This window comes from Kribbella sp. NPDC048837 (genome assembly GCF_055586945.1).
The window spans coordinates 357,985-382,465 of sequence record NZ_JBVJHF010000003.1; the positions used below are offsets into that span (position 1 = coordinate 357,985).

At 70.0% G+C, this 24,481-nt stretch carries 27 protein-coding genes; 16 read left to right on the forward strand and 11 right to left on the reverse strand.

Annotated features, from left to right (window positions below; all coding sequences use genetic code 11):
• Window positions 1-21: 21 nt before the first annotated feature.
• From ACZ6O0_RS17340 to ACZ6O0_RS17365, 6 genes are all read left to right on the forward strand, one after another.
• Window positions 22-330 (forward strand): GNAT family N-acetyltransferase, encoded by a 309-nt coding sequence (locus ACZ6O0_RS17340; protein WP_465765910.1) that lies wholly within the window; start codon window positions 22-24, stop codon window positions 328-330.
• Complete coding sequence (locus tag ACZ6O0_RS17345) at window positions 327-857, forward strand: YbaK/EbsC family protein (RefSeq protein WP_465765911.1); 531 nt, start codon at window positions 327-329, stop codon at window positions 855-857. Before ACZ6O0_RS17340 ends, ACZ6O0_RS17345 begins: the two co-directional genes overlap by 4 nt.
• A gap of 22 nt (window positions 858-879) precedes the next feature.
• Complete coding sequence (locus tag ACZ6O0_RS17350) at window positions 880-2,433, forward strand: LuxR C-terminal-related transcriptional regulator (protein ID WP_465765912.1); 1,554 nt, start codon at window positions 880-882, stop codon at window positions 2,431-2,433.
• 78 nt (window positions 2,434-2,511) lie between these two features.
• Window positions 2,512-2,850 carry an NAD(P)-binding domain-containing protein gene (locus ACZ6O0_RS17355; protein ID WP_465765913.1) on the forward strand — a complete coding sequence of 113 codons (339 nt, stop codon included), beginning with the start codon at window positions 2,512-2,514 and terminating at the stop codon, window positions 2,848-2,850.
• Window positions 2,837-3,607 (forward strand): NAD(P)-binding domain-containing protein, encoded by a 771-nt coding sequence (locus ACZ6O0_RS17360; protein ID WP_465766422.1) that lies wholly within the window; start codon window positions 2,837-2,839, stop codon window positions 3,605-3,607. The genes ACZ6O0_RS17355 and ACZ6O0_RS17360 overlap by 14 nt, the downstream gene beginning before the upstream one ends.
• 111 nt (window positions 3,608-3,718) lie before the next feature.
• Window positions 3,719-4,543: a helix-turn-helix domain-containing protein gene (locus ACZ6O0_RS17365; protein WP_465766423.1), complete on the forward strand. Its 825-nt coding sequence runs from the start codon at window positions 3,719-3,721 to the stop codon at window positions 4,541-4,543.
• On the opposite strand, the gene ACZ6O0_RS17370 is transcribed toward ACZ6O0_RS17365, so the two are convergent.
• Both ACZ6O0_RS17370 and ACZ6O0_RS17375 read right to left on the reverse strand, forming a co-directional pair.
• On the reverse strand, window positions 4,540-4,971 hold the full coding sequence (locus ACZ6O0_RS17370) for an organic hydroperoxide resistance protein (protein WP_465765914.1): 432 nt from the start codon (window positions 4,969-4,971) through the stop codon (window positions 4,540-4,542). The genes ACZ6O0_RS17365 and ACZ6O0_RS17370 overlap by 4 nt on opposite strands.
• Before the next feature lie 13 nt (window positions 4,972-4,984).
• The gene (locus ACZ6O0_RS17375; RefSeq protein WP_465765915.1) at window positions 4,985-5,938 is read right to left on the reverse strand and encodes a quinone oxidoreductase family protein; all 954 of its coding nucleotides are present in this window, start codon (window positions 5,936-5,938) and stop codon (window positions 4,985-4,987) included.
• 50 nt (window positions 5,939-5,988) lie between these two features.
• Between ACZ6O0_RS17375 and ACZ6O0_RS17380 the strand changes: the two genes are divergently transcribed.
• Complete coding sequence (locus tag ACZ6O0_RS17380) at window positions 5,989-6,639, forward strand: TetR/AcrR family transcriptional regulator (protein ID WP_465765916.1); 651 nt, start codon at window positions 5,989-5,991, stop codon at window positions 6,637-6,639.
• Here ACZ6O0_RS17380 and ACZ6O0_RS17385 read toward each other — a convergent pair.
• The 4 genes from ACZ6O0_RS17385 to ACZ6O0_RS17400 all read right to left on the reverse strand — a co-directional run bounded on the left by ACZ6O0_RS17385 (window position 6,623) and on the right by ACZ6O0_RS17400 (window position 10,177).
• Window positions 6,623-7,369 carry a sulfite exporter TauE/SafE family protein gene (locus ACZ6O0_RS17385; RefSeq protein ID WP_465765917.1) on the reverse strand — a complete coding sequence of 249 codons (747 nt, stop codon included), beginning with the start codon at window positions 7,367-7,369 and terminating at the stop codon, window positions 6,623-6,625. The genes ACZ6O0_RS17380 and ACZ6O0_RS17385 overlap by 17 nt on opposite strands.
• Window positions 7,370-7,485: 116 nt before the next feature.
• The gene (locus ACZ6O0_RS17390) at window positions 7,486-8,640 is read right to left on the reverse strand and encodes an SPFH domain-containing protein (protein WP_465765918.1); all 1,155 of its coding nucleotides are present in this window, start codon (window positions 8,638-8,640) and stop codon (window positions 7,486-7,488) included.
• 156 nt (window positions 8,641-8,796) lie between these two features.
• Window positions 8,797-9,324 carry an NfeD family protein gene (locus ACZ6O0_RS17395; protein ID WP_465765919.1) on the reverse strand — a complete coding sequence of 176 codons (528 nt, stop codon included), beginning with the start codon at window positions 9,322-9,324 and terminating at the stop codon, window positions 8,797-8,799.
• 70 nt (window positions 9,325-9,394) lie between these two features.
• Complete coding sequence (locus ACZ6O0_RS17400) at window positions 9,395-10,177, reverse strand: ABC transporter ATP-binding protein (RefSeq protein ID WP_465765920.1); 783 nt, start codon at window positions 10,175-10,177, stop codon at window positions 9,395-9,397.
• Window positions 10,178-10,238: 61 nt separating this feature from the next.
• Between ACZ6O0_RS17400 and ACZ6O0_RS17405 the strand changes: the two genes are divergently transcribed.
• The 8 genes from ACZ6O0_RS17405 (at window position 10,239) to ACZ6O0_RS17440 (ending at window position 19,553) form a co-directional block, all read left to right on the forward strand.
• The gene (locus tag ACZ6O0_RS17405) at window positions 10,239-10,973 is read left to right on the forward strand and encodes a hypothetical protein (protein WP_465765921.1); all 735 of its coding nucleotides are present in this window, start codon (window positions 10,239-10,241) and stop codon (window positions 10,971-10,973) included.
• Window positions 10,974-11,027: 54 nt separating this feature from the next.
• Entirely contained in the window at window positions 11,028-12,245 is a 1,218-nt protein-coding gene (gene serB, locus ACZ6O0_RS17410; RefSeq protein ID WP_465765922.1) for a phosphoserine phosphatase SerB, read from the forward strand.
• Between the two features lie 56 nt (window positions 12,246-12,301).
• Window positions 12,302-13,186, forward strand: coding sequence for a GNAT family N-acetyltransferase (locus ACZ6O0_RS17415; protein WP_465765923.1), 885 nt, complete (start codon window positions 12,302-12,304; stop codon window positions 13,184-13,186).
• Window positions 13,187-13,270: 84 nt separating this feature from the next.
• Window positions 13,271-14,641 carry a glycoside hydrolase family 16 protein gene (locus ACZ6O0_RS17420; protein WP_465765924.1) on the forward strand — a complete coding sequence of 457 codons (1,371 nt, stop codon included), beginning with the start codon at window positions 13,271-13,273 and terminating at the stop codon, window positions 14,639-14,641.
• A 62-nt stretch (window positions 14,642-14,703) separates the two neighbouring features.
• On the forward strand, window positions 14,704-15,786 hold the full coding sequence (locus tag ACZ6O0_RS17425) for a cyanophycinase (RefSeq protein ID WP_465765925.1): 1,083 nt from the start codon (window positions 14,704-14,706) through the stop codon (window positions 15,784-15,786).
• Window positions 15,783-18,587, forward strand: coding sequence for a cyanophycin synthetase (cphA, locus tag ACZ6O0_RS17430; protein WP_465765926.1), 2,805 nt, complete (start codon window positions 15,783-15,785; stop codon window positions 18,585-18,587). The genes ACZ6O0_RS17425 and cphA overlap by 4 nt, the downstream gene beginning before the upstream one ends.
• Window positions 18,588-18,591: 4 nt before the next feature.
• Window positions 18,592-18,939 carry a glycoside hydrolase family 99-like domain-containing protein gene (locus tag ACZ6O0_RS17435; RefSeq protein WP_465765927.1) on the forward strand — a complete coding sequence of 116 codons (348 nt, stop codon included), beginning with the start codon at window positions 18,592-18,594 and terminating at the stop codon, window positions 18,937-18,939.
• A 35-nt stretch (window positions 18,940-18,974) separates the two neighbouring features.
• Window positions 18,975-19,553 (forward strand): glycoside hydrolase family 71/99 protein, encoded by a 579-nt coding sequence (locus tag ACZ6O0_RS17440; protein ID WP_465765928.1) that lies wholly within the window; start codon window positions 18,975-18,977, stop codon window positions 19,551-19,553.
• Here ACZ6O0_RS17440 and ACZ6O0_RS17445 read toward each other — a convergent pair.
• The 5 genes from ACZ6O0_RS17445 to ACZ6O0_RS17465 form a co-directional block, all read right to left on the reverse strand.
• Window positions 19,546-20,397, reverse strand: a complete 852-nt coding sequence (locus ACZ6O0_RS17445) for a hypothetical protein (protein ID WP_465765929.1) — start codon at window positions 20,395-20,397, stop codon at window positions 19,546-19,548. The genes ACZ6O0_RS17440 and ACZ6O0_RS17445 overlap by 8 nt on opposite strands.
• A gap of 38 nt (window positions 20,398-20,435) precedes the next feature.
• A complete protein-coding gene (locus tag ACZ6O0_RS17450) occupies window positions 20,436-22,121 on the reverse strand; it encodes a Mur ligase family protein (RefSeq protein ID WP_465765930.1) in 1,686 nt (561 codons plus the stop codon).
• A 3-nt stretch (window positions 22,122-22,124) separates the two neighbouring features.
• The gene (gene fabI / locus ACZ6O0_RS17455) at window positions 22,125-22,895 is read right to left on the reverse strand and encodes an enoyl-ACP reductase FabI (RefSeq protein WP_465765931.1); all 771 of its coding nucleotides are present in this window, start codon (window positions 22,893-22,895) and stop codon (window positions 22,125-22,127) included.
• A gap of 43 nt (window positions 22,896-22,938) precedes the next feature.
• Window positions 22,939-23,643: a 3-oxoacyl-[acyl-carrier-protein] reductase gene (gene fabG, locus ACZ6O0_RS17460; protein WP_465765932.1), complete on the reverse strand. Its 705-nt coding sequence runs from the start codon at window positions 23,641-23,643 to the stop codon at window positions 22,939-22,941.
• 104 nt (window positions 23,644-23,747) lie between these two features.
• Entirely contained in the window at window positions 23,748-23,960 is a 213-nt protein-coding gene (locus ACZ6O0_RS17465; RefSeq protein WP_465765933.1) for a dodecin, read from the reverse strand.
• A gap of 74 nt (window positions 23,961-24,034) precedes the next feature.
• Here ACZ6O0_RS17465 and ACZ6O0_RS17470 point away from each other — a divergent pair, with 74 nt between their 5' ends.
• Window positions 24,035-24,382 (forward strand): DUF3099 domain-containing protein, encoded by a 348-nt coding sequence (locus ACZ6O0_RS17470; RefSeq protein WP_465765934.1) that lies wholly within the window; start codon window positions 24,035-24,037, stop codon window positions 24,380-24,382.
• Window positions 24,383-24,481 lie beyond the last annotated feature (99 nt).

The window sequence follows — 24,481 nt, forward strand, 5'->3', positions numbered from 1 at the left end:
GCGGATGGCTAGAGTTGCGGCATGGAGAACGAGATCAGCGTGGTGGACGCCACGGAGCGCAGCAGGTACGAGGCGCTGGACGCCGACGGCAACCTGATGGGCTTCGTCGACTACAAGCTGCACCCTGGTGTGATCATCTTCCTGCACGCCGAGACCCTGCCGGACTTCCGCGGCCGCGGCGTCGCCGGCCGGATCGCGACCCGGTCGCTCGACGACGCGCGGGCGTCCGGGCTCCGGGTGAAGCCGGCCTGCCCGTTCTACCGGGACTTCCTCGAGGAGCACACGGAGTACGCCGACCTCGTCAAGCGCCCCGCCGAGGAGTCCAGGTGACCGCCCCGGTGCTGGGCAAGCTCGAGTGGCAGCCGGCCGCCGACGTCCCCGGACTGCTCGCGGCACCGGTGCGCGAGGCCCTCGGCGACATCCCGGCGTACGCCGCCCCGATCGACCCCGGCCTGGCCGACACCGCCGCCTTCTGCGCGGAGTACGACGTACCGATGGCCGCGTCGGCGAACTGCGTCATCGTGCTCGGCAAGCGCGCCGGTGAGGAGACGTACGCCGCGGTCATGGTGCTGGCCACCGACCGGGCCGACGTGAACGGCGTGGTCCGCAAGCACCTCGGGGTCCGGAAGATCTCATTCGCCGGCCAGGACGACGCGGTCTCCTCGACCGGGATGGAGTACGGCGGGATCACGCCGGTCGGACTCCCCGCGGACTGGCCGATCCTGGTGGACGAGGCGGTCGCGGCGGCCGGGGCGGTGGTGATCGGCAGCGGGATCCGCGGTTCCAAGCTGCTGCTCGACGGCGCCGAGCTGGCGAAGTTGCCGACAGCAACAGTGTTGGACCTGGCCCAGCACTGACGGTGAGCCGGGGCGCGGTGCGATGGAGCAGCACGACTGGCCCGCGGAGTACGCGGAACTGACCGCCGCCGGCCGGCGCGGTCCGCTCCCGCCCGAGGAGCTGGACCGGCTGGCCGTCGTCGCCTTCGTCCTCGGTCACGACGACGAGGTCGCCGCCTGCCGGGAGCGCGCGCACGAGGAGTACCTGGCCCGCGGTGACCTGGTCCGGGCGTTGCGGAGCGCCTTCTGGCTCGGGTTCCATCTGCAGCAGCACGGCGAGGTCGCTCGGGCGGCCGGCTGGTGGGCCCGCACGGAGCGACTCGTGCCGGACGACAACAGCGAGCTGACCGGTCTGCTCCTGCAGGCCGACGCCGCGCTGCTGATGTCCGCCGGCGACGGAGCCGCGGCACTCCCGTTGTTCGAGCGCTGCCTGGCGTTGGCGGTCGATCCGGACACGACTGTGCTGGGCCTTCTCGGGTGTGCCAACTGCCTGCGGATGGTCGGCCGCCGGACCGAGGCGCTCGCGGCCTTCGACGAGGCGATGGTGCACGTGACGAGCGGCCGGGTCGGGCCGGAGGTCACCGGGATGGCCTACTGCTCGGTCATCGCACTCTCTCTGGACCTGTACGACATCCGCCGCGCACAGGAGTGGACGCAGGCGCTGACCGGGTGGTGTGACGAGCAGCCCGGCCTGGTGCCGTACCGCGGTGCGTGTCTGGTGCACAGAGCGCAGATCCTCCAACTGCGCGGGGCGTGGACCGAGGCGGCAGGTGCGGCCGAGGACGCCTGCCGTCGACTGTCGGCCGGCACGGTCGGCTCCGCCTGGTACCGCCTGGCCGAGGTCGAGCGCCAGCGAGGCCGTTATGCGGCGGCCGAACGCGCCTACCAGACGGCGGCCGCTGACGGTATGGATGTGCAACCCGGTCTGGCCCGGCTGCGGGCGGCGCAGGGCAACCAGGAGTCCGCGATCGCCGGACTCGACCGGGCCTTGGCCGAGGATCCGCTGTCCCCGAACCGGCCGGTGCTCCTTGCCGCCAGGGTGGAGCTGGCCATCGAGTGCGGCGACCTCGAGACCGCCCAGTCGGCCGCTACCGAGCTGGGCCAGTTCGTCCGCGCGGATTCGCCGTACCTGCAGGCCTTGGCGGCATACTCCGAGGGCGCGGTGCGGATCGCGTCTGGTGATCCGCAGGGCGCGATCCCGTGGCTGCGGCGGGCGTGGTCGCTCTGGCAGCGGCTCGAGATGCCGTACGAAGGCGCCCGGACGCGGCTCCTGGTCGGGCAGGCCTGCCGCGCGCTCGGTGACGTCGACGCCGAGCAGATGGAGATCGACAGCGCGCGGGCGGTGTTCGAGCGACTCGGCGCGGTCGTCGACCTGGCCGCCCTCGATCACTCGGACCGCAGCGGCGGGCTGAGTCCGCGCGAGCTGGAGGTGCTGCGGTTGCTCGCCACCGGCGCCACGAACCGGGCGATCGCCGACCAGCTCTTCCTCAGCGAGCGGACCATTGCTCGGCACGTCAGCAACATCTTCGGCAAGTTGGGCGTCTCGAGCCGGGCGGCGGCCACGGCGTGGGCGTACAAGTCCAAGCTGACTGGGTAGAAATGACCACTCGGCTCCGCACTGACATGGCGTGGTCGGTCGATGTGGTGACGGCGGCCGCAGTCCTACCGTGAAGCCATGAGCAGGGTGGGGATTGTGGTGATCGGGGGCGGCCAGGCCGGACTGGCGATGGGTTACTACCTGCGCAAGGCCGGCGAGGACTTCGTCGTACTCGAGGCGAACGAGCGGGTCGGCGACTGCTGGCGGGAGCGGTACGACTCGCTGCTGCTGTTCAGCCGGCCGCGGTACGCGAGCCTTCCGGGGCTGCGGATCGGGACACGGGGTTGTCCGACCCGCGACGAGATGGCCGACTACCTGGAGCGGTACGCCGTCCACCACGAGCTGCCGGTCCGGATCGGCGTACGAGTGACGCGGTTGTCGCGGGACGACCAGGGGCTTCGTCATCGAGACGAATGACGGAGACTGGCAGGCCGATCAGGTCGTCGTTGCCGCCGGCATGCACACGACGGCGCACCGGCCCGCCTTCGCGGACGAACTCGATCCCGCGATCCGGCAACTGCACTCACTGGAGTACCGCAATCCCGGGCAACTCGAGGACGGAACGGTGCTCGTGGTCGGCGCCGCCAACTCCGGCACCGACATCGCGCTCGAGGCGGTGAAGACGCATCGCGTCCTGCTGGCCGGCCGGCACCCGGGTCAGGTGCCGGTCGACATCGACTCCACCGCCGGACGGCTGACCACACCGCTCGTGATGTTCCTCTTCAAGTACGTCCTCACCCGCGGTACGCCGATCGGCCGCAAAGCGATCGCGAACGCCGAGCAGAACGGGCTCCCGCTCACCCGGAACAAGCTGGCTCACCTCGACGCGGCCGGCATCGTCCGGATCGGCCGGATCGAGGGGGTCCGCGACGGCCGGCCGGTCACCGCGGACGGCGACGTACTCGACGAGGTGTCCACCGTGGTCTGGTGCACCGGTTCCGGTCCGGACCACAGCTGGATCGACCTGCCGGGGTTCGACGGCGGCCGGATCCGGCACGAGCGCGGCGTCGTGGCCGGCCGGCCGGGCCTGCTGTTCCTGGGGCTGGATTTCCAGTTCACGGTGGCCTCCGCGACCATCCAGGGGGTCGATCGGGACGCCCGATATCTGGCTCGGCGGATTCGCGATCTCACTCGGCGGAGCGGCAACCGGGCCGTTGCCGTGGACAGGCGGTAGCATCGCGGGCTGAAATGGGTGCGTGGACAGGCGCGAGGGTGGGTTTCGAGTCGAGTGAGTGATCCTGTGACAGTGAGTGGTGGCGACGGTGGACCGACCGCGCTCCGGATCATGCTCGGCGGACAGCTGCGGCGGATGCGGGAGGCGGCCGGGATCAGCCGTGCCGACGCCGGCTGGCAGATCCGCGCGTCCGAGTCCAAGGTCAGCCGGATGGAGCTCGGCCGGGTCGGGTTCAAGGAGCGCGACGTCAGCGACCTGCTCGAGCTCTACGGGATGGCCGAGGAGGAGGAACGCTTCCGGCTGATGGAGCTGGCCCGGGCCGCGAACAACCCGGGCTGGTGGTCCCGGTACGGCGACGTGATGCCGAGCTGGTTCACCAACTACGTCGGGCTCGAGGTCGCGGCGACACTGATCCGGACCTACGAGGTGATGTTCGTCCCCGGCCTGCTGCAGACCGAGGAGTACGCGCGAGCGGTCGTCCAGCTCGGCAAGTCGTACCTGCCGAGCGCCGAGATCGACCAGCGGGTCGGGCTGCGGGTGAACCGGCAGCAGATCCTGACCCGGCCGAACCCGGCCCGGCTGTGGGTGGTCATCGACGAGTCGGTCCTGCACCGGCCGGTCGGCGGCGAGAAGATCATGCGGGCCCAGATCGAGCACCTGATGATGTGGAACCAGCAGCCGAACATCACGCTGCAGGTGATGCCGTTCAGCAGCGTCGGCTACCCGGACTCGGGCGGCGCGTTCAGCATCCTGCGGTTCCCCGAGGGCGACCTGCCGGACGTCGTCTACATCGAGCACGCCGCCAGCGCGCTGTACCTGGACAAGCTGGAGGAGGTCGACGAGTACGTCGCGATCATGGAGGGGCTCACGATCGCGGCCGCACCCGTCTCCCAGACCGAGAGCCTGCTCACAGAGGCCCTCGCGCGGATGGACTAGGCGACCGTCAGGTCGACCTTGATGTTGCCGCGGGTGGCGTTCGAGTACGGGCAGACCTCGTGGGCCTTCGCGACCAGCTCCTCGGCGACCGCGCGCTCGACGCCGGGCAGGCTGACCTCGAGCTCGACCTGCAGGCCGTAGCCGGCGCCGCCGTTGATCGGGCCGATGCCGACCGACGCGGTGACGGTCGAGCCGTCGGCGTCCTGGCGGGCCTTGCGCGCGACCAGCTTCAGCGCGCTGTGGAAGCAGGCCGCGTAGCCGGCCGCGAACAACTGCTCCGGGTTCGTGCCCTTCCCGTTGCCGCCCATCTCGACCGGCGGCGCGACGGTGACGTCGAGCTTGCCGTCGTTGGTGGCGACCTTGCCGTCACGACCGCCGTGGGCGGTGGCGTGCGCGGTGTACAGAACCTTCTCTACTGCAATGGTCATATCGGGCCTTCTCCTAGCGGGTGGGGTCGAGCACGAGCTTGCCGACGGTCCGGCGGGCTCGCATGTCCTGATGGGCGGTGGCGACGTCGGTCAGCGCGTACTCGCCGCCGACGATCGGGCGGAGCGTTCCGGCCGCGGTGAGCGCGAATAGCTCGGCCAGCGGCTCGCGGAGCGACGCGGGGTTGCCGAAGCAGTCGGCCAGCCAGAAGCCGGCGACGGTCTTGGAGCCCTTCATCAACCGGGCCGGGTCGATCGCGGCGGCGGACTGCCGGGACGCGGCACCGAAGGTGACCAGCCGGCCGAACCGGGCGAGCGCGGCGAACGACTCGTCGAACGTCGGTCCGCCGACCATCTCCAGCACGATGTCGACGGGCTTGCCGCCGTTCGCCTCGATGATCCGGTCCTTCAGGCCTTCCGGCGTACCGTCGATGGCGGCGTCCGCGCCGAGCTCGAGCACCTGCTTGCGCTTCTCCTCCGACGACGCGGTCGCGATCACCCGGCCGGCGCCCCACTGCTTCGCGAGCTGCACGGCGAGCGATCCGACGCCCCCGGCACCGGCGTGCACGAGGACGGACTCCCCCGGCCGCAGGTGCGTGGAGGTCTTCAGCAGGTGCCAGGCGGTCGTCCCCTGCAGGACCAGGGCGAGCGCCTCACCGTCGCTGACACCTTCCGGGACGTCCCAGGCGTACGGCGCGTGCGCCACGGCCTTCTCGGCGTACCCACCGGAACCGACCAGTGCGACCACCCGGCGACCGTCGTCGGTGTGCCCGACGACCTCACCACCCGGGATGAGTGGGAGCTCGGTCTTGGAGAGGTACGAATTCTCGACCTGGTGGGTGTCCGCGTAGTTGATCCCGGCGCGGTCGACGGTGATCAGGACCTGGCCCGGACCGGCGACCGGATCCGGGACGTCGCTGATAGTCAGCACCTCCGGTCCGCCGAACTCGGTGATCTGAATGGCTCGCATACACCGTACTATACACTGTACGTTATGAAGATCGAAGGGAGGTGCGTCACATGGCCCGCACACCGCGGAACACGTTGAGCTCCGAGCTGATCGTGCGGACCGCGCTCGAGCTGATGGAGTCCAAGGGCACGGACGCGTTCAGCCTGCGCGGTGTCGCCGCCGAGCTCGGCGTCGGCCCGATGGCGCTCTACACCTACTTCCGGAACAAGGACGATCTGTACGACGCCGTCCGGGACCACCTGATGGGGCTGCTGCCCGCCGTCCCGCCGGACGTGGCGTGGCCGGACCAGGTCCGGGCGGTCTGCCGGTCGCTGCGGCTGCTGATGCTGCAGCATCCTTGCCTTGCGCAACTACTGTCGGGCCGGCCATTGAGCGGGCACGAGACCGCCCGGGTCGCCGAGGGCCTGCTCGGCGTGCTGCGCGCGGCCGGGTTCGACCCGGAGACGGCGGCGCGGACGCACACCACGCTGTTCACCTACGTGCTCGGGGCAACGTCCTGGGAGATCCAGATGGCGGCCGAGCGCCGCGATCCGGAGGCGTGGCGGCGCCTGCGGACGACGATGGAGTCGTTGTCGGCCCGCGAGTTCCCGAGCGTCGTCGAGCTCGCGCCGGAGCTGGCCCGGACCACCGGCGGCGACGAGCAGTTCGACTACGGGCTGGACCTGCTGCTCGAAGGACTGCGGGTCAGAACACCATCGTGATGATGGCGAGGATGCCGATGCAGACGATCAGCGCGCGCAACGCCATCGGCGGCAGCTTGCGGCCGTAGCGGGCGCCGATGAAGCCGCCGATGGTCGAGCCGACCGCGATCATGCCGGCGGCCAGCCAGTCGATGTCGTGGACGAGGACGAACAGCACCGCGGCGACCGAGTTCACGACCGTGGCGAGCACGTTCTTCAGGCCGTTCATCCGCTGCAGGTTCGTGTCCAGGCCGAGGCCGAGGATCGCCATCAGCAGCACGCCTTGCGCGGCACCGAAGTACCCGCCGTAGACGCCGGTCGCGAACACCGCCGGGATCACCCACCAAGCGCCCCGGTGCAGATGCGACGGCGCACTGATCCACCGCGACAGCCACGGCTGGAACGCGACCAGCAGACAGCCCAGCAGGATCAGGACCGGTACGACGGCGTGGAACGCGGAGTCGGGCAGCGTCAGCAGCAGCACCGCCCCGACGATGCCGCCGAGCAGCGACGCCGGCACCAGCCGGAGCATGCGGCCGCGTTGGCCCTCGAGCTCACGCCGGTAGCCGATCGCGCCGGCCGCCGCACCCGGCGCGAGGCCGACAGTGTTGCTCACGTTCGCCAGCACGGGTGGGATGCCGACGGCAAGTAACGCGGGGAAGGTCAGCAGCGTGCCCGAGCCCACGACGGCGTTGATCGTGCCCGCGCCCATCCCCGCCACCAGAACGAACAGCGCCTCGTACCATGTCATCGCTGCCCGACTTTACGCACCTGACTACTCCTGGCGCTCATCCGTCCGTCAGTTGAGCAGGCAAGTAATGCGGAAAGCCCTCCCGGACGAATCCGGGAGGGCTTCTGGAAGGAGCTTCAGCGCTGCGGCGGCTCCGCGGCCGGCGGTTCCTGGGCCGGAAGGTCCTGCTGCGGGGTGATCGGCACCTGGCCGCGGTTGCCGACCGCGGCGCTCTCGGCCGCGGCGATCGCCTCGCGCACGGCGTTGTCGGCCTCGGCCACGGCCGCGGCCGGCGCACCGATCGTCGCCCCGGTGCTGTCCAGCTCCGGCACCTCGCCGTTGGAGAGCTCCGGCGCCTGCCAGGTCCCCTCGGCCTTCTGCGGGATCCCGGCCACCTGACCGACCGCGCTGCCCAGACCCTTGAGCGCGTCGCCGATCTCGCTCGGCACGATCCAGAGCTTGTTCGCGTCGCCCTGGGCGATCGACGGCAGCATCTGCAGGTACTGGTAGGCGAGCAGGCCCTGGTCCGGCTTGCCGGCGTGGATCGCGTTGAAGACCGTCGTGATGGCCTGCGCCTCACCCTGGGCCTTCAGGATCCGCGCCTGCCGCTCGGCCTCGGCCCGCAGGATCCGGGACTGCTTGTCACCTTCGGCGGTCAGGATCGCGGACTGCTTCTGGCCCTCGGCCGACAGGACGGCCGACTGCCGCATACCTTCGGCGGTGAGGATCGCGGCGCGCTTGTCGCGGTCGGCGCGCATCTGCTTCTCCATCGAGTCCTGGATCGACGGCGGCGGGTCGATCGAGCGCAGCTCGACCCGGTTGACCCGGATACCCCACTTGCCGGTCGCCTCGTCCAGCACGTAGCGCAGCTTCTCGTTGATCTCCTCGCGGCTGGTGAGCGTCTGCTCCAGGTCCATGCCGCCGATGATGTTCCGCAGCGTCGTCATGGTCAGCTGCTCGATCGCCTGGATGTAGTTGGAGATCTCGTACGTCGCCCGGACCGGGTCGTTCACCTGGAAGTAGATGACGGAGTCGATCGACACCATCAGGTTGTCCTCGGTGATGACGCCCTGGGGCGGGAACGCGACGACCTGCTCGCGCATGTCGATGGTGTAGCGGACCTTGTCGACGTACGGCGTCAACAGGTTCAGACCCGGCTGCAGACCGGTCCTGAACTTGCCGAACCGCTCGACGATCCCGACGGTCTGCTGCTGCACCACCCGGACGGACTTAACCAGTGTGACGATCACCAGTAAGGCGACCAATGCCAGCACTATGAGGAACGCGGTCACTTGACCCTCCACTCGACAGAACCCTCAGGACGGACAGTCTTTCCTATCGACGGTCCACCTCGCGTACCGGTTCCCGGCGCGTCGGCTGCCTGATCGAGCAGGTACTTCCACCGTCCCTCACTACCGACAGTACTGCGGCGTCAGGCCACTCAACCGTCAGCTCTGCGGCGGGTCCGTGGGGTTCGGGTTCGGTGTCTGTTCGGGGTTGTTCAGCTGGTGGTGCAGAGGATCGCTGACCGGGTAGACGATCGCGGTCGCCCCGTCGATCGACATGACCTCGACCCGGGTGCCCGGTGCGATCGTCGACACCTCGTCGTACGGACGGGCCGTCCACAGCTCACCGTTCAGCCGGATCGAGCCGCCGCCGTCGGGATGGATCTCCTTGACCACGGTCCCGGTCCGTCCGATCACATGGGCCGAGCCGGTCTTCAGCTCGGTGCCGTGATGCATCTTGCGCACGATCATCGGCCGGATCGCGCCGAGCATCGCCGCGGCGGTGATCAGCCCGACGACGATCTGCAGCCACAACAGTCCCGGGAAGAAGGCCGCCACCCCGGCGGCCGTGAGCGCACCAGCGGCCAGCATCAGCAGCGTGAAGTCGAGTGACGCCAGTTCAGCCAGGCCCAGGACGGCGGCGATCGTCAGCCACGCCGCCCACATGTTGTCCCGCAGCCAATCCATCATTTCCCAAGCCTATCCACGTTGAGGGCTTCCCGTGGCGGTTGGACGCGTCTGGTCGGTCACGCGCTCCCGGCTACAGCGCGCGGGCCGTGTAGCGGCCGTCCTCCTGCTTGAGGGACAGGGCCAGGTCGAAGGTCTCGCTCAGCGTCTCGGCGGTGAGCGCCTGGTCCATCGGGCCGGCCGACACGATGCGGCCCTGCTTGAGCAACAGAGCGTGCGTGAAGCCGGGCGGGATCTCCTCGACGTGGTGGGTGACCAGAACCATCGCGGGCGCACCAACCGCAGTCGCGATCGAGCTGAGCGACCGGACCAACTGTTCGCGACCCGTAAGGTCGAGACCGGCCGCTGGCTCGTCCATCAGCATCAACTCGGGGTCGGTCATCAGCGCACGGGCGATCTGCACCCGCTTCCGCTCCCCCTCCGACAGCGTGCCGAAGGTGCGGTCCGCGAGGTGCGCGATGCCGAGCTCGGCCAGCAACTCCTTGGCCCGCTGGTGGTCCAGCTCGTCGTACTCCTCACGCCAGCGACCGAGGACGGCGTAGGACGCGGAGACCACGACATCCGAGACGCGCTCGCCCCTGGGAAGGCGGTCGGCCAATGCGGCACTGGTCAGTCCGATCCGCGGCCGGAGCTCGAACACGTCGATCGCACCGAGGACTTCGCCGAGCAGTCCGGCGACGCCGTACGTCGGGTGGATCTGGGCCGCGAGGATCTGCAACAGGGTCGTCTTGCCGGCACCGTTCGGGCCGATCACAACCCACCGGTCGGCCTCGTCGACGGTCCAGTCGATCCCCTCGAGCAGAAGCGCCCCACCACGGACGATCGACACCCCGGCCAGCTCCACCACTGCAGTCATGCTCAAAACCTAAGGGGTCGCCCTCCGCGGCCGCTCTTCGGGTGGTGAGAGACTTGCGGGCGTGCTGACCACCTCCGCCTCCGTCCGGTTCACCGTGTGGACGAACGCGATGCTGACCGGCGCCTGCGACCCCGACACCGCCGCGCAGCGGATCCTCGGCGACGACGTCGGTCACCACGTCGCGGGCCTGGCCAACCATCCGGAGCCGGCCACGTTGCCGGTCGCGCTGAACCTGCTGCGCGCCGCCGGTGCCACCCAGGCCCACCTCGCGCTGCCCGTGCCCGGTGATCCGATCGGACTGGCCGGTCCGCCGTCCTTCAACGAGGCCGCGTTGGAGACCGGCGAGGCCGTCGTACTCACGGGCGCCGAGATAGGACTCGTTCCGGCGTACGTCGGTCCGGCCGTGCAGTGGACCGTGCTGCCGGCGACGAGCCCGCAACCGGCCGACTTCGGTGAGGCGGATCGCGGTCTGCGGCAGGCGTTGATCGACGCGGCCGAGTCGCTCGCGGCCCTCGACGTCGCGCGCTGGAAGCCGGAGATCGCGGACGCGTTGATCGACATCCGCCGGATCGGGAGCGGCCGCAACGACGACCTTGCCCCGGGCTACCAACCGCGGGCGGTGAAGGCGGCCGCGACCGCGCGGCGCTGCCTCGCGATCGCCGACGCCGCGCTCGAGGACGACGGCGCCGCGGTCACCGGAGCCGAGGCCGACGCCCGCCGCCGGACTCTCCTCGACCTCGCCGCTGCCGCGCGCCGCGCGTTGGTCGCGGCGTGCGCCCCGCCGGTGCACGCCTGATATCTGGACCGGTCGGCCGGGACGACAGTCGAGGTAGGTAGCGTTCGTGCTGCGATGACTGATCTCGGTGAGGTTGAGAGGCAGGCGGCTGAGCGGCCGACCCTGCTGGTGACGTTGACGGGTACAGATCGACCGGGCCTGACGTCGGCCGTGCTCTCGACGCTGGCCACCCGCGGGCTCGAGGTGATCGACGCCGAGCAGGTCGTCCTCCGGGGCCGGCTGGTGCTCGGTGTCCTGCTGTCCGCGCCGCGCGACCACAAGAGCCTGAAGGACGAACTGAAGGCGCTGGCGACCCTCCTCGACGTCGACATCTCCGTGAAGAAGGGTGTCGGCGACAACGAACCGCGGCGCAAGGGCCGCAGCCAGGTGACGGTGATCGGGCACCCACTGTCCGCGGCCGGTCTGGCCGCGATCGCCGGCCGGATCGCCGACACCGGCGCAAACATCGACCGGATCAGCCGGATGGCGCGGTACCCGGTGACCGCGATGGAGTTCGCCGTCTCCGGTGCCGATCCGGAACGGCTGCGGACCGTTCTGGCCCTGGAAGGGGTCCGGCAAGGACTCGACGTCGCCGTCCAGGACGGCGGGCTGTACCGCCGGGCCAAGCGGCTGATCGTGATGGACGTCGACTCGACCCTGATCCAGGGCGAGGTGATCGAGATGCTCGCCGGCCACGCCGGCCGGGAGGCGGAGGTTGCCGCCGTCACCGAACAGGCGATGCGCGGCGAACTCGACTTCGCGGAGTCGCTGCAGCACCGGGTGGCCCGGCTCGAAGGTCTGCCGGTCTCGGCTCTGGACGAGGTGTACGCCGCCATCGAACTGGCCCCGGGAGCCCGGACGCTGGTGCGGACGCTCAAGCGGCTCGGGTACCAGTTCGCGATCGTCAGCGGCGGGTTCAGCCAGATCACCGACAAGCTGGCCGCCGAGCTCGGCATCGACTACGCCAAGGCGAACGAGCTGGAGATCGTCGACGGCAAGCTCACCGGCCGGGTCATCGGCGAGATCGTCGACCGGCCCGGCAAGGCCACCGCGCTGCGGCAGTTCGCGGCCCGGTCCGGTACGCCGCTGTCCCAGACGGTCGCGATCGGCGACGGTGCCAACGACCTCGACATGCTCGCGGTCGCCGGCCTCGGCGTGGCCTTCAACGCCAAGCCGGTCGTCCGGGCCGCCGCGGACACCCACCTGAGCGTGCCCTACCTCGACACGATCCTGTACCTGCTCGGCATCAGCCGCGAGGAAGTCGAAGCCGCCGACGCGGAGAACCCGGCCTGAGTGCAACAAGCTGCAAACCGGCCGGATCGCCGGCCCGCGTGCGCGAAACTCGGGCCATGGAGTTCTCGACCCGACCGGCGACGGCCGACGACGCTGCGGCGATCTACGAGCTGATCGCGGCAGCCGAGCAGGAATGGCACGGACAGGTCGAGGTGATCCCCGACCAGGTCGCGGCGGACCTGGCCCGCCCCGAGCTGGACATCGAGCGTGACACGCTGGTCGTGCACGCCGGCAACGGTGAGCTGGCCGCGTGGGCGTGGGTCCATCTCGGCAAACACGCTCAGGTCGAGGTCCTGCCGTCGTTCCGCGGGGCCGGGATCGGGACGATGCTGGTCGGCTGGGTCGAGGCACGGGCCCGCGAGGTCGGCAGCGACTGGGTGGCCCAGGTCATCGACGACGCGGACAAGCCCGGGACCGGGCTGCTGCGGTCGCGCGGGTACGACGTACTCGCCACCAACTGGCTGCTCGAGCGGCCGATCGACGGACCGCGGTCGGCGCAGCCGGTGGCCGGGCTGCGCCTCGCTAGCTACGACTCGACGCGGACCGAGGAGGTGTACGAACTGGTCGAGGACGCGTTCTCGGCGTTCCAGCCGCGGCGGAAGTCCTTGGCCGAGTTCGCCGGGCTGACCGTGGAGCGATCGACGTTCCGGCCGGATGCCTCGACGCTGGCCTACCTCGGCGACGAACTGGTCGGTGCGGTGATCTCGCTCGACCTTCCGGACAGCGACGAGGGGTATGTCGAGCGCCTAGCCGTCCGCGCCGATCAGCGGAACAAGGGCATCGCCCGGGCGATGCTCGACGAGACCTGCGCGGTCTTCCACCGGGACGGCCGTCGCAGCTGCATCCTCTGGACCCACTCCGGCACCGGCGCCCTGGCCATGTACGAACGCCTCGGCATGCGGGTCCGGCGCAGTACGACGGTGTATCGCATCCACCTCTGATCCGGACGATCCGGAGTGTGACGAGCTGTTGACACCCAGGCATGAGAGCGCTCACATTGGCCTCACCAATCCCTGGAGGTCGCTATGCGTTCCCGCCCCCTCATCACCGCATTGCTCGCCCCACTCCTGGTCACCGGAGCCCTCGCCGTCGCGGCGCAGGCCAGTGTCCCGACGCCACCGGCCGGATGGACCACGGTCTGGAGCGACGACTTCGACGGCGCCGGCGGCACGTTGCCCTCGGGCGCCAACTGGATCATCGACACCGGTCACGGCTACCCGGGCGGCCCGGGCAACTGGGGCACCGGAGAGATCCAGAACTACACGAACAGCACCAGCAACCTCGCCCTCGACGGCACCGGCAACCTGCGGATCACACCCCGCCGGGACAGCGCCGGGAACTGGACGTCCGCCCGGGTCGAGACCCAGCGCAGTGACTTCAAGCCGCCGTCCGGCGGGGTGCTGGCGATCGAGAGCCGGATCCAGATGCCGAACGTCACCGGCAACGCGGCCCTCGGGTACTGGCCGGCGTTCTGGGCGCTCGGCGCGCCGTACCGCGGCAACTACTGGAACTGGCCGGGCATCGGCGAGTTCGACATCATGGAGAACGTCAACGGGATCAACTCGGTCTGGGGCGTGCTGCACTGCGGCGTGAACCCCGGCGGTCCCTGCAACGAGACCACCGGCATCGGTGCCAGCCGTGCCTGCCCGGGCTCGACCTGTCAGTCGGGTTTCCACACCTACCGCTTCGAGTGGGACACCAGCGTGTCGCCGAACCAGTTGCGGTGGTACGTCGACGGACAGCAGTTCCACTCCGTCAGTCAAGGTCAACTGCCGGCCGATACCTGGGCCACCATGACCTCGCACACCGGCTACTTCATCCTGCTGAACGTCGCCATCGGCGGAGCGTTCCCCGATGCGCTGAACGGGCCGACCCCACGGGCTGAGACCGTGCCTGACCGCCCGATGATCGTCGACTATGTGGCGGTGTCCAGCCGCGGCGGTGGCACGACTCCCCCGCCCACGACTCCTCCGCCCGGTGGTGGCGGCAGTGCTTACGGCACGCTGCAGGCCGAGTCGTTCCAGCAGCAGTCCGGTCTGGGCGTCGAGACGACGACCGACTCCGGCGGCGGGCAGAACCTGATGCAGATCGGCAACGGCGACTGGGCGCTCTACCGAGGCATCGACTTCAGCAGCAGCGCCGCTCACCAGTTCGTCGGCCGGGTCGCTTCCGGCGCGGCCGGTGGTGTCAGCGGCCTCGTCGAGGTCCGCCTCGACAACCGGTCCAACGCACCCATCGGCAGCTTCGCCATCGCCAGCACCGGCGGCTGGCAGTCCTGGCGTACCGTCCCCGCCAACATCTCCGCGGTCACCGGCACCCACGACGTCTACATCACCTTCACCAGCGGCCAGCCCGCCGACTACGTCAACCTCAACTGGTTCACCTTCACCCACTGACACAGAACGGCTGGTGCCGGTCCCCGGCACCAGCCGCCGGGGTGAGCACCTATTCTTCGGCTATGTCTGATGTGCAGGGTGGGCCGGGGGCTCTGTTCGCTATCGGTGGTGCCGAGGACAAACTGAAGAAGCGGATGGTGCTGCAGGAGTTCGTCGAGGCGGCGGGTGGAGCGAAGGCGCGGATCGTGGTCGTGCCGACCGCGTCGGCGCTCGGGCCGGATGTCGTCGACGTGTACCACGCCCTGTTCGCCGCGCTCGGTGCCGCGAGCGTGGTCGGCGTACGGCCGGAGAATCGGGAGGACGCCGACGACCCGGCGTTCATCGCGCCGCTGAACGACGCGACCGGGATCTTCATGACCGGCGGCAACCAGCTCAAGCTGGCCGGCGTCGTCACGGGTACGGCGTTCGGCCGCGCGGTCACCGCCGCCCACGCGCGCGGTGCCGCGGTCGGCGGTACGTCGGCCGGCGCGAGCATCCTGGCCGAGCACATGATCGCCTTCGGCCGCTCCGGCGCCACCCCGCGGCAGCGGATGAGCCAGCTGTCCAACGGGCTCGGCCTGGTCCAGGGCGCGATCGTCGACCAGCACTTCGCCCAGCGGAACCGCTACGGCCGCCTGCTGTCGCTCGTCGCCCAGTCCCCCGGCCTGCTCGGCATCGGCGTCGACGAGGACACCGCGGCCGTCTTCCGAGGATCTCATCTGGAGGTCGTCGGCCGGGGCGCGGTGACGATCTTCGACGGCAGCCGGATCACGTCGAACGCGCACTACGCCGGCCGGGCCGAACCCATCCTCGCCTCCGGCGTCGTACTGCACGTGCTGCCGGCCACCGCGACCTTCGACCTGCAGGCGCGCGTACTGCTCTCGTACGGCAAGCAGCCGCCACCCGCGGAGATCGCCGAGATGGAAGCCGCCGAGGCGGATCTGCGCAAGCTGGCCAAGGAGATCGCCGCCGAAGGGGTGTCACCCAAGTACTACGCGGACCGCAAGCGCCGGGCCGGACGCCGTACGGCACAGACTGAATCGTCGAAGCGGGCGACCAGGCCTGCCGCGGCCGGGGAGTCCAGACCGGAGGCGACCGAGCCGATCACGGCCGGCGCCGAACTCAGCCACCCCGACAGCCCGCAACCAGACAGTGGACACGCATGACCGAGAACACCCCCAGCACCGCCGGCACCCCCAGCCCGGACCTGAAGATCATCGAGACCCGCGTCTACCGCGGCCCGAACGTGTGGAGCTACGACCCCGCCATTCACCTCGTCGTCGATCTGGGCTCGCTGGAGAACTTCCCGTCCAACACGATCCCGGGCTTCACCGAGAAGCTGCTCGAGTACCTGCCCCGCCTCGACCAGCACCACTGCTCACGCGGACGCCGCGGCGGCTTCATCGAGCGCCTGCACGAGGGCACCTGGCTCGGCCACATCGCCGAGCACGTGGCACTGCAGCTCCAGCAGGAGGCCGGCCACGACATGCGTCGCGGCAAGACCCGCCAGGTCAAGGGCCTCCCGGGCCGCTACAACATTGTCTACGCGTACGCCGACGAGGGCGTCGGTCTGGCCGCGGGCGAGCTCGCCGTCCGGTTCGTGAACTACCTGGTCCAGCCCACGCCGGACTTCGACTTCACCACCGAGCTGGAGAAGTTCATCCGGCAGGCCGAGCGGAGCGCCTTCGGACCGTCGACGCAGGCCATCGTCGACGAGGCGGTGTCCCGCGACATCCCGTGGATCCGGCTGAACAAGTTCAGCCTGGTGCAGCTCGGTCAGGGAGTGCACGCGAAGCGGATCCGGGCCACCATGACGTCCGAGACCGGCTCGATCGCGGTGGACGTGGCCGGCGACAAGGACCTCACCACCAAGCTGCTCGCCTCCGCCGGTCTGCCGGTACCGCGGTCGGTCTCGGTCCGCGAGGTCGACGAAGCTGTGTCGGCGGCGAACAAGATCGGCTACCCCGTCGTGTGCAAGCCGCTCGACGGCAACCACGGCCGTGGTGTCTGCCTGAACCTGCAGGACGCGGACGCCGTCCGGGAAGCCTTCCCGATAGCTGCCGAGCAGTCGCGGCGTGGTTCGGTGATCGTCGAGAGCTTCGTCACCGGCAAGGACTACCGCTGCCTGATCATCAACGGCCGGATGGAGGCGATCGCCGAACGCGTCCCCGCACACGTGGTCGGCGACGGCATCCACACGGTCGCGGAGCTGGTCGACATCACCAACGCGGACCCGCGGCGCGGTGTCGGGCACGAGAAGATCCTGACCCGGATCACGGTGAACGCCGCGGCCCGGGAGCTCGTCCGCAGCCAGGGTTTCGAGCTGGACGACGTACCGCCCGAAGACGTGATGGTGAAGCTGACGCTGACCGGGAACATGTCCACCGGCGGCATCTCGATCGACCGCACCTTCGAGGCGCACCCGGAGAACGTCGAGATCGCCGAGGAGGCGGCCCGGATGATCGGGCTCGACATCGCCGGCATCGACTTCATCTGCCCGGACATCACCCAGCCGGTGCGCGAGACCGGCGGCGCGATCTGCGAGGTGAACGCGGCACCCGGGTTCCGGATGCACACCAACCCGACGATCGGCGAGCCGCAGTACATCGCCAAGCCGGTCGTCGACATGCTGTTCCCGCCCGGCGCGACCAGCCGGATCCCGATCGTCGCGGTGACCGGGACGAACGGGAAGACCACGACCTCGCGGATGATCAGCCATGTCTTCAAGGGCATCGGCCGCAAGGTCGGGATGACGTCGACCGACGGCATCGTGATCGACGAGCGGCTGGTGATCCGCCAGGACGCGTCCGGGCCGAAGTCCGCCCGGATGGTGCTGCAGAACCCGCGCGTCGACTTCGCCGTCTTCGAGGTGGCGCGCGGAGGGATCCTGCGGGAAGGACTCGGGTACGAGCGCAACGACATCGCCGTCGTCCTCAACATCCAGCCGGACCACCTCGGGATGCGTGGGATCGACACGCTCGAGCAGCTCGCCGACGTGAAGGCGGTCCTGGTCGAGGCCGTGCCGCGGACCGGGTACGCCGTACTGAACGCGGACGATCCGCTGGTGCGCAAGATGCGGCGGCGGTGTTCCGGCCAGGTGGTGTGGTTCAGCATGGCCGAGCCGGGCAGCGAGGTCCGCGAGTACATCGAGGGACACTGCCGGCGTGGTGGCCGGGCCGTCGTCCTCGAACGGTCCGATCTGGGCGACATGATCGTGGTCAAGCACGGCCGCCGGTCGATGCAGCTGGCCTGGACACACTTGCTTCCGGCAACGTTCGGCGGCCGGGCGATGATGAACGTGCAGAACGCGATGGCGGCCGCCGCGGCGGCGTTCGCGGCCGGTGCGCCGTTGCACGACATCCGGCAGGGCCTGCGGACCTTCAGTACGTCGTACTACCTGTCGCCGGGGCGGTTGAACGAGATCGACGTCGACGGGCGCACGGTGATCGTCGACTACTGCCACAACGCGCCGGCGATGCGGATGCTCGGGGACTTCGTCGACAAGCTCGGCGAGAGCCTGAGCGCATCGTCGGAGCTCGGGCGGCCGTCGCGGATCGGCGTGGTCGCGACCGCGGGCGATCGGCGCGACGACGACATCCGGGAGCTGGGTGAGGTCGCGGCCGAGCACTTCGACGTGGTCGTGGTCCGGGAGGACGCGCGGCTGCGCGGACGCAAGCGTGGTGAGTCGGCGGCGCTGGTCGAGGCCGGCGTCCGGGCGGCGATGGAGAAGGGTGCCCGCTGCCGGCAGGTCGACACCGTGCTGGACGAGCTGACCGCGATCCGGCACGCCCTCAGCCGCTCCAACCCGGGCGACCTCGTCGTACTCTGCGTCGACCAGCACCAGACCGTGCTGGCCGAGCTCGAGTCCGTCTCGCACCTCGCCCAGGCCGGCGCGCGCTCCGGCGACGAGGGCGGCGACCCCGATTTCGTCCAGCCCGACGAGGAGACCGACACCTCGACGGAGTGACCGGATGACCCGCCCCACCGTTCTCGCCTACTACTTCCCCAGCTGGCACCGGGATCCCCGGAACGCCGAGTGGTTCGGTGCCGGCTGGACCGAGTGGGAGCTGGTCAAAGGGGCGACCTCGCGGTTCCCGGGGCATCGGCAGCCGCGGGTGCCCGCGCTCGGATGCCGTGACGAGAGCGATCCGGTGGCCGCGGCCGAGGATGTGGACCTCGCCGTGGCCCACGGGGTCGACGGGTTCCTGTTCGACTACTACTGGTACGACGACAGGCCGTACCTGTCCGGGGCCTTGGACAACGGGTTCCTCATCTGGTCGACATCTTCCCGAGTGGTACCGCGGTCCCGCCACAGCTGAAGGACGGCGCGCTGGACCGGGCCGCGTTCGAATCGATGGTCCGGTTCGTGATCGAGCACTACTTCTCCCGGCCGAACTACCTCCGGCTCGACGGACGGCCGTGGTTCACGGTGTACGACGTGGCCAACTTCGTGCAGGGGCTCGGCGGGGTGGAGGCGGCGCGGGACGCGCTCGACTGGTTCCGCGCGGAGACGGAGCGGACCGGGCATCCGGGGCTGCACCTGGACGCGGTGCTCTGGAGCACCGAGGTGATCCCGACCGGGTCCGACTCGCCGTTGATGGCCCACGAGACGTTCGCCCGGCTCGGGTTCGACTCCGGGACGTCGTACGTGTGGCTGCATCACTACGACGCGGGGAAGGCCGACTTCCCGGACGGGTCCGTCGACGAGTTGCGTGCGGCCGCGTTCGCGGAGTACGAGCGGTACGCCGGGCAACTCGGCGTACCGTTCTATCCCAACGTCACGGTGGGCTGGGACTCGTCGCCACGGACCGATCAGAGCGTGCCGCATCCTGCCCGACACGACGCACGGGACCGCTTTCCTGGAAGCGATCCGCAACACGTTCGGAACTCGATAGCCCCCAGCGTCTCGGCCGGAAACTTCTCGGCTAGGTGACCGGGTCTCGGCGGGGTAGGAGGCGGCGGCGGGGTTCGTCGCGGTCTATCCAGTCGAGGTCGTCGGAGAGGACGGCGTCGTTGGACCGGTCGGCGTAGGGATCGATCGGGGGTGGTGGCGGAGGCAGGGCGCGGAGTTTGAGGGCAACCATCGGGACGGCGAGCAGGACGGCGGCGACCAGCCAGGGCCAGTACTCGCGCAGGAGGGGCTCGAAGGACTGGAAGAACGCCTCGGTCGCGCCGTCCCCGACCGCGTCCATCGGCTTGTCGGTCGAGCGGCTGATCACGCGGACCGCGTCCACGACGCCGAAGGATGCCAGGTAGAACCCCGCCAACGGCAGCCAGAAGTACGCCGACCGCCAACCTCGCCGCCAGCAGGCGACGTACAGGAGCAGGGCGAGCCCGATCGCGACCAGCAAGCCGTTGAGCTGCCAGAGCCAGCGCCACTCGGTCAGCTGCTGAGCGGGACGCAGGGCGTACCACGCCACCGGGAGAGCGAGCGCGAACGCCGCGACGACCGAGCTGCGGGCACCCAGGGCACCGAACAGGGCGCCGACAGCGCTTGCCACCAGCAACATGATCACCAGCGACCGGTCGGACCAGCTGTTGCCGGTCAGCCACCACATGCCCGCGGCAACGACCAGCACGACCGGTACGGCGACTCGCACCCGGGCGATCAGGAGCCCGGCCAGCACTCCCCCGGCGAACCCGCCCAGCACCAGCAGGTCGATCCGCGGCGGCACGAACAGCGTCGTACCGCCCGGCAGTCCCTTCAGGTACGTCGCGGAGAAGCCCGCCACGAACCAGGCGACCACCGCGGACGGAATCGACCACAGATAGCGCATGACACCCCGTTCCCCGCCCCAACCGCGGCGGGACGGGGCTAGTGCTGGGCTCTCTCGACCTTGCTCTTCAAGATCTCCGGTGTGTCGACGGTAGCCCCCTCGGACCGCAACCAGGTGTCAAGACTCGCCCGATCCTGCAGAGACATCACCGCGACCACGTCCCCGGGCTTCGCCTCGCCGACCAGGGCCTGGGCCGCCTCCAGCTCGGTCGGGTACGCCGGTACGTCGTCCACGCCCACCGACGCGGCGCCCTCCCGGAACACCTCCTCGAGCTCGGCCGGCGGCCGGCCACGCAGGTACTCGGTCTTGTGGCCGATCGCCACCCGGTCGGCACCGCGAGCCCCGATCGCCCCCAGCGCGGAGACCATGTCGTCGGCCCGGTCCCCCGGCGAACCGAGGGCCAGCAGCAACCGCCCGCCCTCGGGCCGGACGCCGTTCATGATCTCGAGCAACGCCTCCAGCCCGGCCTCGTTGTGGGCGAGGTCGATCACGACGGTGAAGTCGCGCAGCGAGTACATGTTCATCCGGCCGGGGTTGTTCTCGTTCGGCGCGAACGTGCTCAGCCCCTCGATCACCGCCGCCCGCGGCAGCCCGAGCCCGAGCGCGGCCGACGCGGCAGCGAGCGCGTTCTCGACGTTGTAGTGCGACAGCCCGGACAGCGTCATCGGTACGTCGACGACCTTCAGCAGCGGCTCCGGGTCGCTGGCCTGGTCGAGCACGGTGATGAAGCCGTCCAGTACGGTCGTCGCCCGGCCGCCCTCGTCCAGCACGGTCCGGATCGACGGCGAGTCGGGGTCACGCGAGAACACCCAGCACTTGGCCGGCGAACCGAGCCGCATCGCGAACGTGCGCGGGTCGTCGCCGTTCACCACGCACCAGCCGCGCGGGCGGGTGATCTGGGTGATGACCGCCTTCACCTCGGCCAACTGGTCGACGGTGTCGATGCCGCCCAGGCCGAGGTGGTCCGCGGTGACGTTCGTCACGACCGACACGTCGTTCGACGCCACGCCGACCCCGCGGCGCAGGATCCCGCCCCGGGCCGTCTCGGTCACCGCCAGCTGGATCCCCGGCTGGGACAGCACCTGACCGGCACCGCTCGGCCCGGAGAAGTCGCCGTACTTCACCAGCTTGCCGTCGAAGTACACGCCGTCGGTGCTGGACCAGCCCACGTGCAGGCCGGCCGCGCGGCCGATGTGCGCGATCATCCGCGACGTCGTGGTCTTGCCGTTCGTACCGGTGACCGCGACCACCGGCACCTTCGGGCGCAGCGTCGGCGGCGAGTTCCCGGGTGGTTCGTTGCGGACCCGGTCGCCGACGGCCGTGATCAGGTCGGTCAGGTCACTGTCCCCGAACGCGTCGAGCACCTCGACGATCGCGGCCCCGAGCGCCCGGGCCCGGCCCTCGTGGGCCCACGGGAACGCCACGACGAGACGCCGTACGTCGGACTCCGGGCGGACCCGGACGCCGATCCGGCCGATGCCGGCCTCCCGGGCGATCCGGCGTACGACGTGACCGGCGACGCGGATCGCGAACCGCTGCCGGAACCCGGACCCGATCCGGCCGGGCCGGGTGGCGCCGAGACCGATCGCCTGGGCGTACGCCTTCGCGGCCGGGGCCGGGGCGTCGACGAGGGCCGACACGTCGAGCGTGAGCTTGACCGCGGCACGACTGAAATAGAGGTTGGCGCCGTCCAGGACCCGGAGCTCAACCAGCGATGTGGCCAACCCCTACGCTCCCATCGCGTGGTAGCCGCCGTCGACGTGCACGATCTCGCCGGTGGTCGCGGGGAAGAAGTCGCTCAGCAGGCCGACGATGGTGCGGCCGGTGGGCTCCAGGTCGGACGGGTCCCAGCCCAGCGGGGCCCGGTCCAGCCACGGCTCCTCGAACTTCTCGAAGCCCGGGATCGCCTTCGCGGCCAGCGTCTTCAGCGGGCCGGCCGAAACCAGGTTGCAGCGGATGCCCTGGGCACCGAGGTCCCGGGCCAGGTAGCGGCTGGTCGACTCGAGGGCGGCCTTGGCCACGCCCATCCAGTCGTACCCGGGCCAGGCGACGGTCGCGTCGAAGGTCAGCCCGACGACACTGCCGCCGCGGCTCATCAACGGCGCGCAGGTGACGGCCAGCGCCTTCAGCGAGTACGCCGAGACGTGCACCGCCTGGGCCACGTCGTCCCACGGACCGTCCAGGAACTTGCCGCCGAGGATCGTCTCCGGGTTGCCGTAGGCGATCGAGTGGACGACCCCGTCCAAGCCGTCGACGTGCTCGCGGACGGCATCCGGCAGGGCCGCCAGGTGCTCGGGGTTGGTGACGTCGAGCTCCAGCACCGGAGGTTCGACCGGCAGGCGTTTGGCGATCCGTCTGGTGATGCTCAGCGCGCGGCCGAAGTTCGAGATCAGCACGGTGGCGCCCTGTTCCTGCGCCACCTTGGCCGTGGCGAAGCCGATCGAGGAGTCCAGCGTGACTCCGGCGACCAGGATGCGCTTGCCGTCGAGGATGCCCACCGGCGTCCCTTTCTCTGAAGTACGGAGCTACGAAGTACGAGAGTCAGTTGCCCATGCCGATGCCGCCGTCGACCGGGATCACCGCACCGGTGATGTACCCGGCCTCCTCGGAGGCGAGCCAGCGGACCGCCTGCGCGATCTCCTCCGTCCGGCCGAACCGGCCGAGCGGGATCTGGCTCAGGTACTGCTTCTGGGTCTCCTCCGGCAGGACCGCGGTCATGTCGGTCTCGATGAAGCCCGGGGCGACGACGTTCGCGGTGATGCCGCGGCTGCCGAGCTCGCGCGCGATCGACCGGGACATGCCGATCATGCCGGACTTGCTGGCCGCGTAGTTGACCTGGCCGGGCGAGCCGAGCATGCCGACCACGGACGAGATGAACACGATCCGGCCGCGGCGCAGCCGCAACATCCCCTTCGCCGCCCGCCGGGCGACCCGGAACGCGCCGGTGAGGTTCGCCTGGATGACGGCGTCCCAGTCGTCGTCGGACATCCGCAGCAGCAGCGTGTCGCGGGTGATGCCGGCGTTGGCCACCAGCACCTCGACCGGCCCCTGCTGCTCCTGGACGGTGTCGAACGCCGCGTCCACCTGCTCGGCGTCGGTGACGTCGCACTTGACCCCGAGGAAGCCCGCCGGCGGCTCGCTGCTGTTGTAGGTCACGGCGACCTGGTCACCGGCCTCCCGGAACGCGGTCGCGATCGCCAGCCCGATGCCCCGGCTGCCACCGGTCACCAACACAGACCTGCTCACAAGTCCTCCTCACCCGACACCAGTTCGGAGGAACGCTATCGCGGATCAGCACCGCCGTCGTTCGAGGGGGTTGTCCCCTCGAACGCCGGGTCGCGGTGGGCCGATCAGGAGTCTTCGAGCCGGAAGCCGACCTTCATGGTCACCTGGTAGTGGTCGATCTGGTTGTCGGCGATGTGGCCGCGGATCTCGCTGACCTCGAACCAGTCGAGGTGCCGCAGGGTCTCGCCGGCCCGGGCGATGCCGTTGGTGATCGCCTGGTTCAGGCCTTCCTTGGACGTGCCCACGATCTCGGTCACGCGGTAGGTGCGGTCGGTCATGAGACGTTCCTCTCCATCCTGGCTGCGCCGGAGCGGACGACGCGGCGTACCGTTGGTCCTGTTGAGGAGGATAGATGTCGAGACGCCGTGAGCGGACCGGCGAAACCGTCATCTCGGTGACGAGTGCGCAGCCGGGCCGGTCGGAGGATCTGGACAGCCGGATCGTTCGGTATGCCTGGATGATGTCGATCCGCATCGTCTGTTTCGTGCTCGCGGTGGTCACGCCGTCGCCGTGGCGCTGGATGTTCATCGTCGCGGCGGTGTTCCTGCCGTACATCGCGGTGGTGCTGGCGAACGCGCAACGGACCACGACGGTGCAGAGCGCGACGCCGTTCGTGGCGCCGGAACGGCCGGCGATCGGGTCGTCGCCGGGGGTCGTCACAGCGCCGGATCCGGACCGCGACAACGACACCGAAAAGTGATCCTCGCCGGGACTGGAAACTTTGGCAGCATCCGTGTCAGAATCTCCCGCGTGCTCTGAAGTTCATGAGTGAAATTCAGAGACTTGATGCGGCGTCGGA

Bases quoted from the DNA above. Each gene is read 5' to 3' on its own strand.
- ACZ6O0_RS17425 (WP_465765925.1), top strand. From the start codon at position 14,704: ATGTCTGATGTGCAGGGTGGGCCGGGGGCTCTGTTCGCTATCGGTGGT.
- ACZ6O0_RS17375 (WP_465765915.1), bottom strand. From the start codon at position 5,938: ATGCGAGCCATTCAGATCACCGAGTTCGGCGGACCGGAGGTGCTGACT.
- ACZ6O0_RS17470 (WP_465765934.1), top strand. From the start codon at position 24,035: ATGTCGAGACGCCGTGAGCGGACCGGCGAAACCGTCATCTCGGTGACG.
- ACZ6O0_RS17380 (WP_465765916.1), top strand. From the start codon at position 5,989: ATGGCCCGCACACCGCGGAACACGTTGAGCTCCGAGCTGATCGTGCGG.
- ACZ6O0_RS17385 (WP_465765917.1), bottom strand. From the start codon at position 7,369: ATGACATGGTACGAGGCGCTGTTCGTTCTGGTGGCGGGGATGGGCGCG.
- ACZ6O0_RS17445 (WP_465765929.1), bottom strand. From the start codon at position 20,397: ATGCGCTATCTGTGGTCGATTCCGTCCGCGGTGGTCGCCTGGTTCGTG.
- ACZ6O0_RS17400 (WP_465765920.1), bottom strand. From the start codon at position 10,177: ATGACTGCAGTGGTGGAGCTGGCCGGGGTGTCGATCGTCCGTGGTGGG.
- ACZ6O0_RS17465 (WP_465765933.1), bottom strand. From the start codon at position 23,960: ATGACCGACCGCACCTACCGCGTGACCGAGATCGTGGGCACGTCCAAG.
- ACZ6O0_RS17365 (WP_465766423.1), top strand. From the start codon at position 3,719: ATGCTCGGCGGACAGCTGCGGCGGATGCGGGAGGCGGCCGGGATCAGC.
- ACZ6O0_RS17395 (WP_465765919.1), bottom strand. From the start codon at position 9,324: ATGATGGATTGGCTGCGGGACAACATGTGGGCGGCGTGGCTGACGATC.
- ACZ6O0_RS17435 (WP_465765927.1), top strand. From the start codon at position 18,592: ATGACCCGCCCCACCGTTCTCGCCTACTACTTCCCCAGCTGGCACCGG.
- cphA (WP_465765926.1), top strand. From the start codon at position 15,783: ATGACCGAGAACACCCCCAGCACCGCCGGCACCCCCAGCCCGGACCTG.
- ACZ6O0_RS17355 (WP_465765913.1), top strand. From the start codon at position 2,512: ATGAGCAGGGTGGGGATTGTGGTGATCGGGGGCGGCCAGGCCGGACTG.
- ACZ6O0_RS17350 (WP_465765912.1), top strand. From the start codon at position 880: ATGGAGCAGCACGACTGGCCCGCGGAGTACGCGGAACTGACCGCCGCC.
- serB (WP_465765922.1), top strand. From the start codon at position 11,028: ATGACTGATCTCGGTGAGGTTGAGAGGCAGGCGGCTGAGCGGCCGACC.
- ACZ6O0_RS17415 (WP_465765923.1), top strand. From the start codon at position 12,302: ATGGAGTTCTCGACCCGACCGGCGACGGCCGACGACGCTGCGGCGATC.
- ACZ6O0_RS17340 (WP_465765910.1), top strand. From the start codon at position 22: ATGGAGAACGAGATCAGCGTGGTGGACGCCACGGAGCGCAGCAGGTAC.
- ACZ6O0_RS17420 (WP_465765924.1), top strand. From the start codon at position 13,271: ATGCGTTCCCGCCCCCTCATCACCGCATTGCTCGCCCCACTCCTGGTC.
- ACZ6O0_RS17440 (WP_465765928.1), top strand. From the start codon at position 18,975: ATGGTCCGGTTCGTGATCGAGCACTACTTCTCCCGGCCGAACTACCTC.
- ACZ6O0_RS17370 (WP_465765914.1), bottom strand. From the start codon at position 4,971: ATGACCATTGCAGTAGAGAAGGTTCTGTACACCGCGCACGCCACCGCC.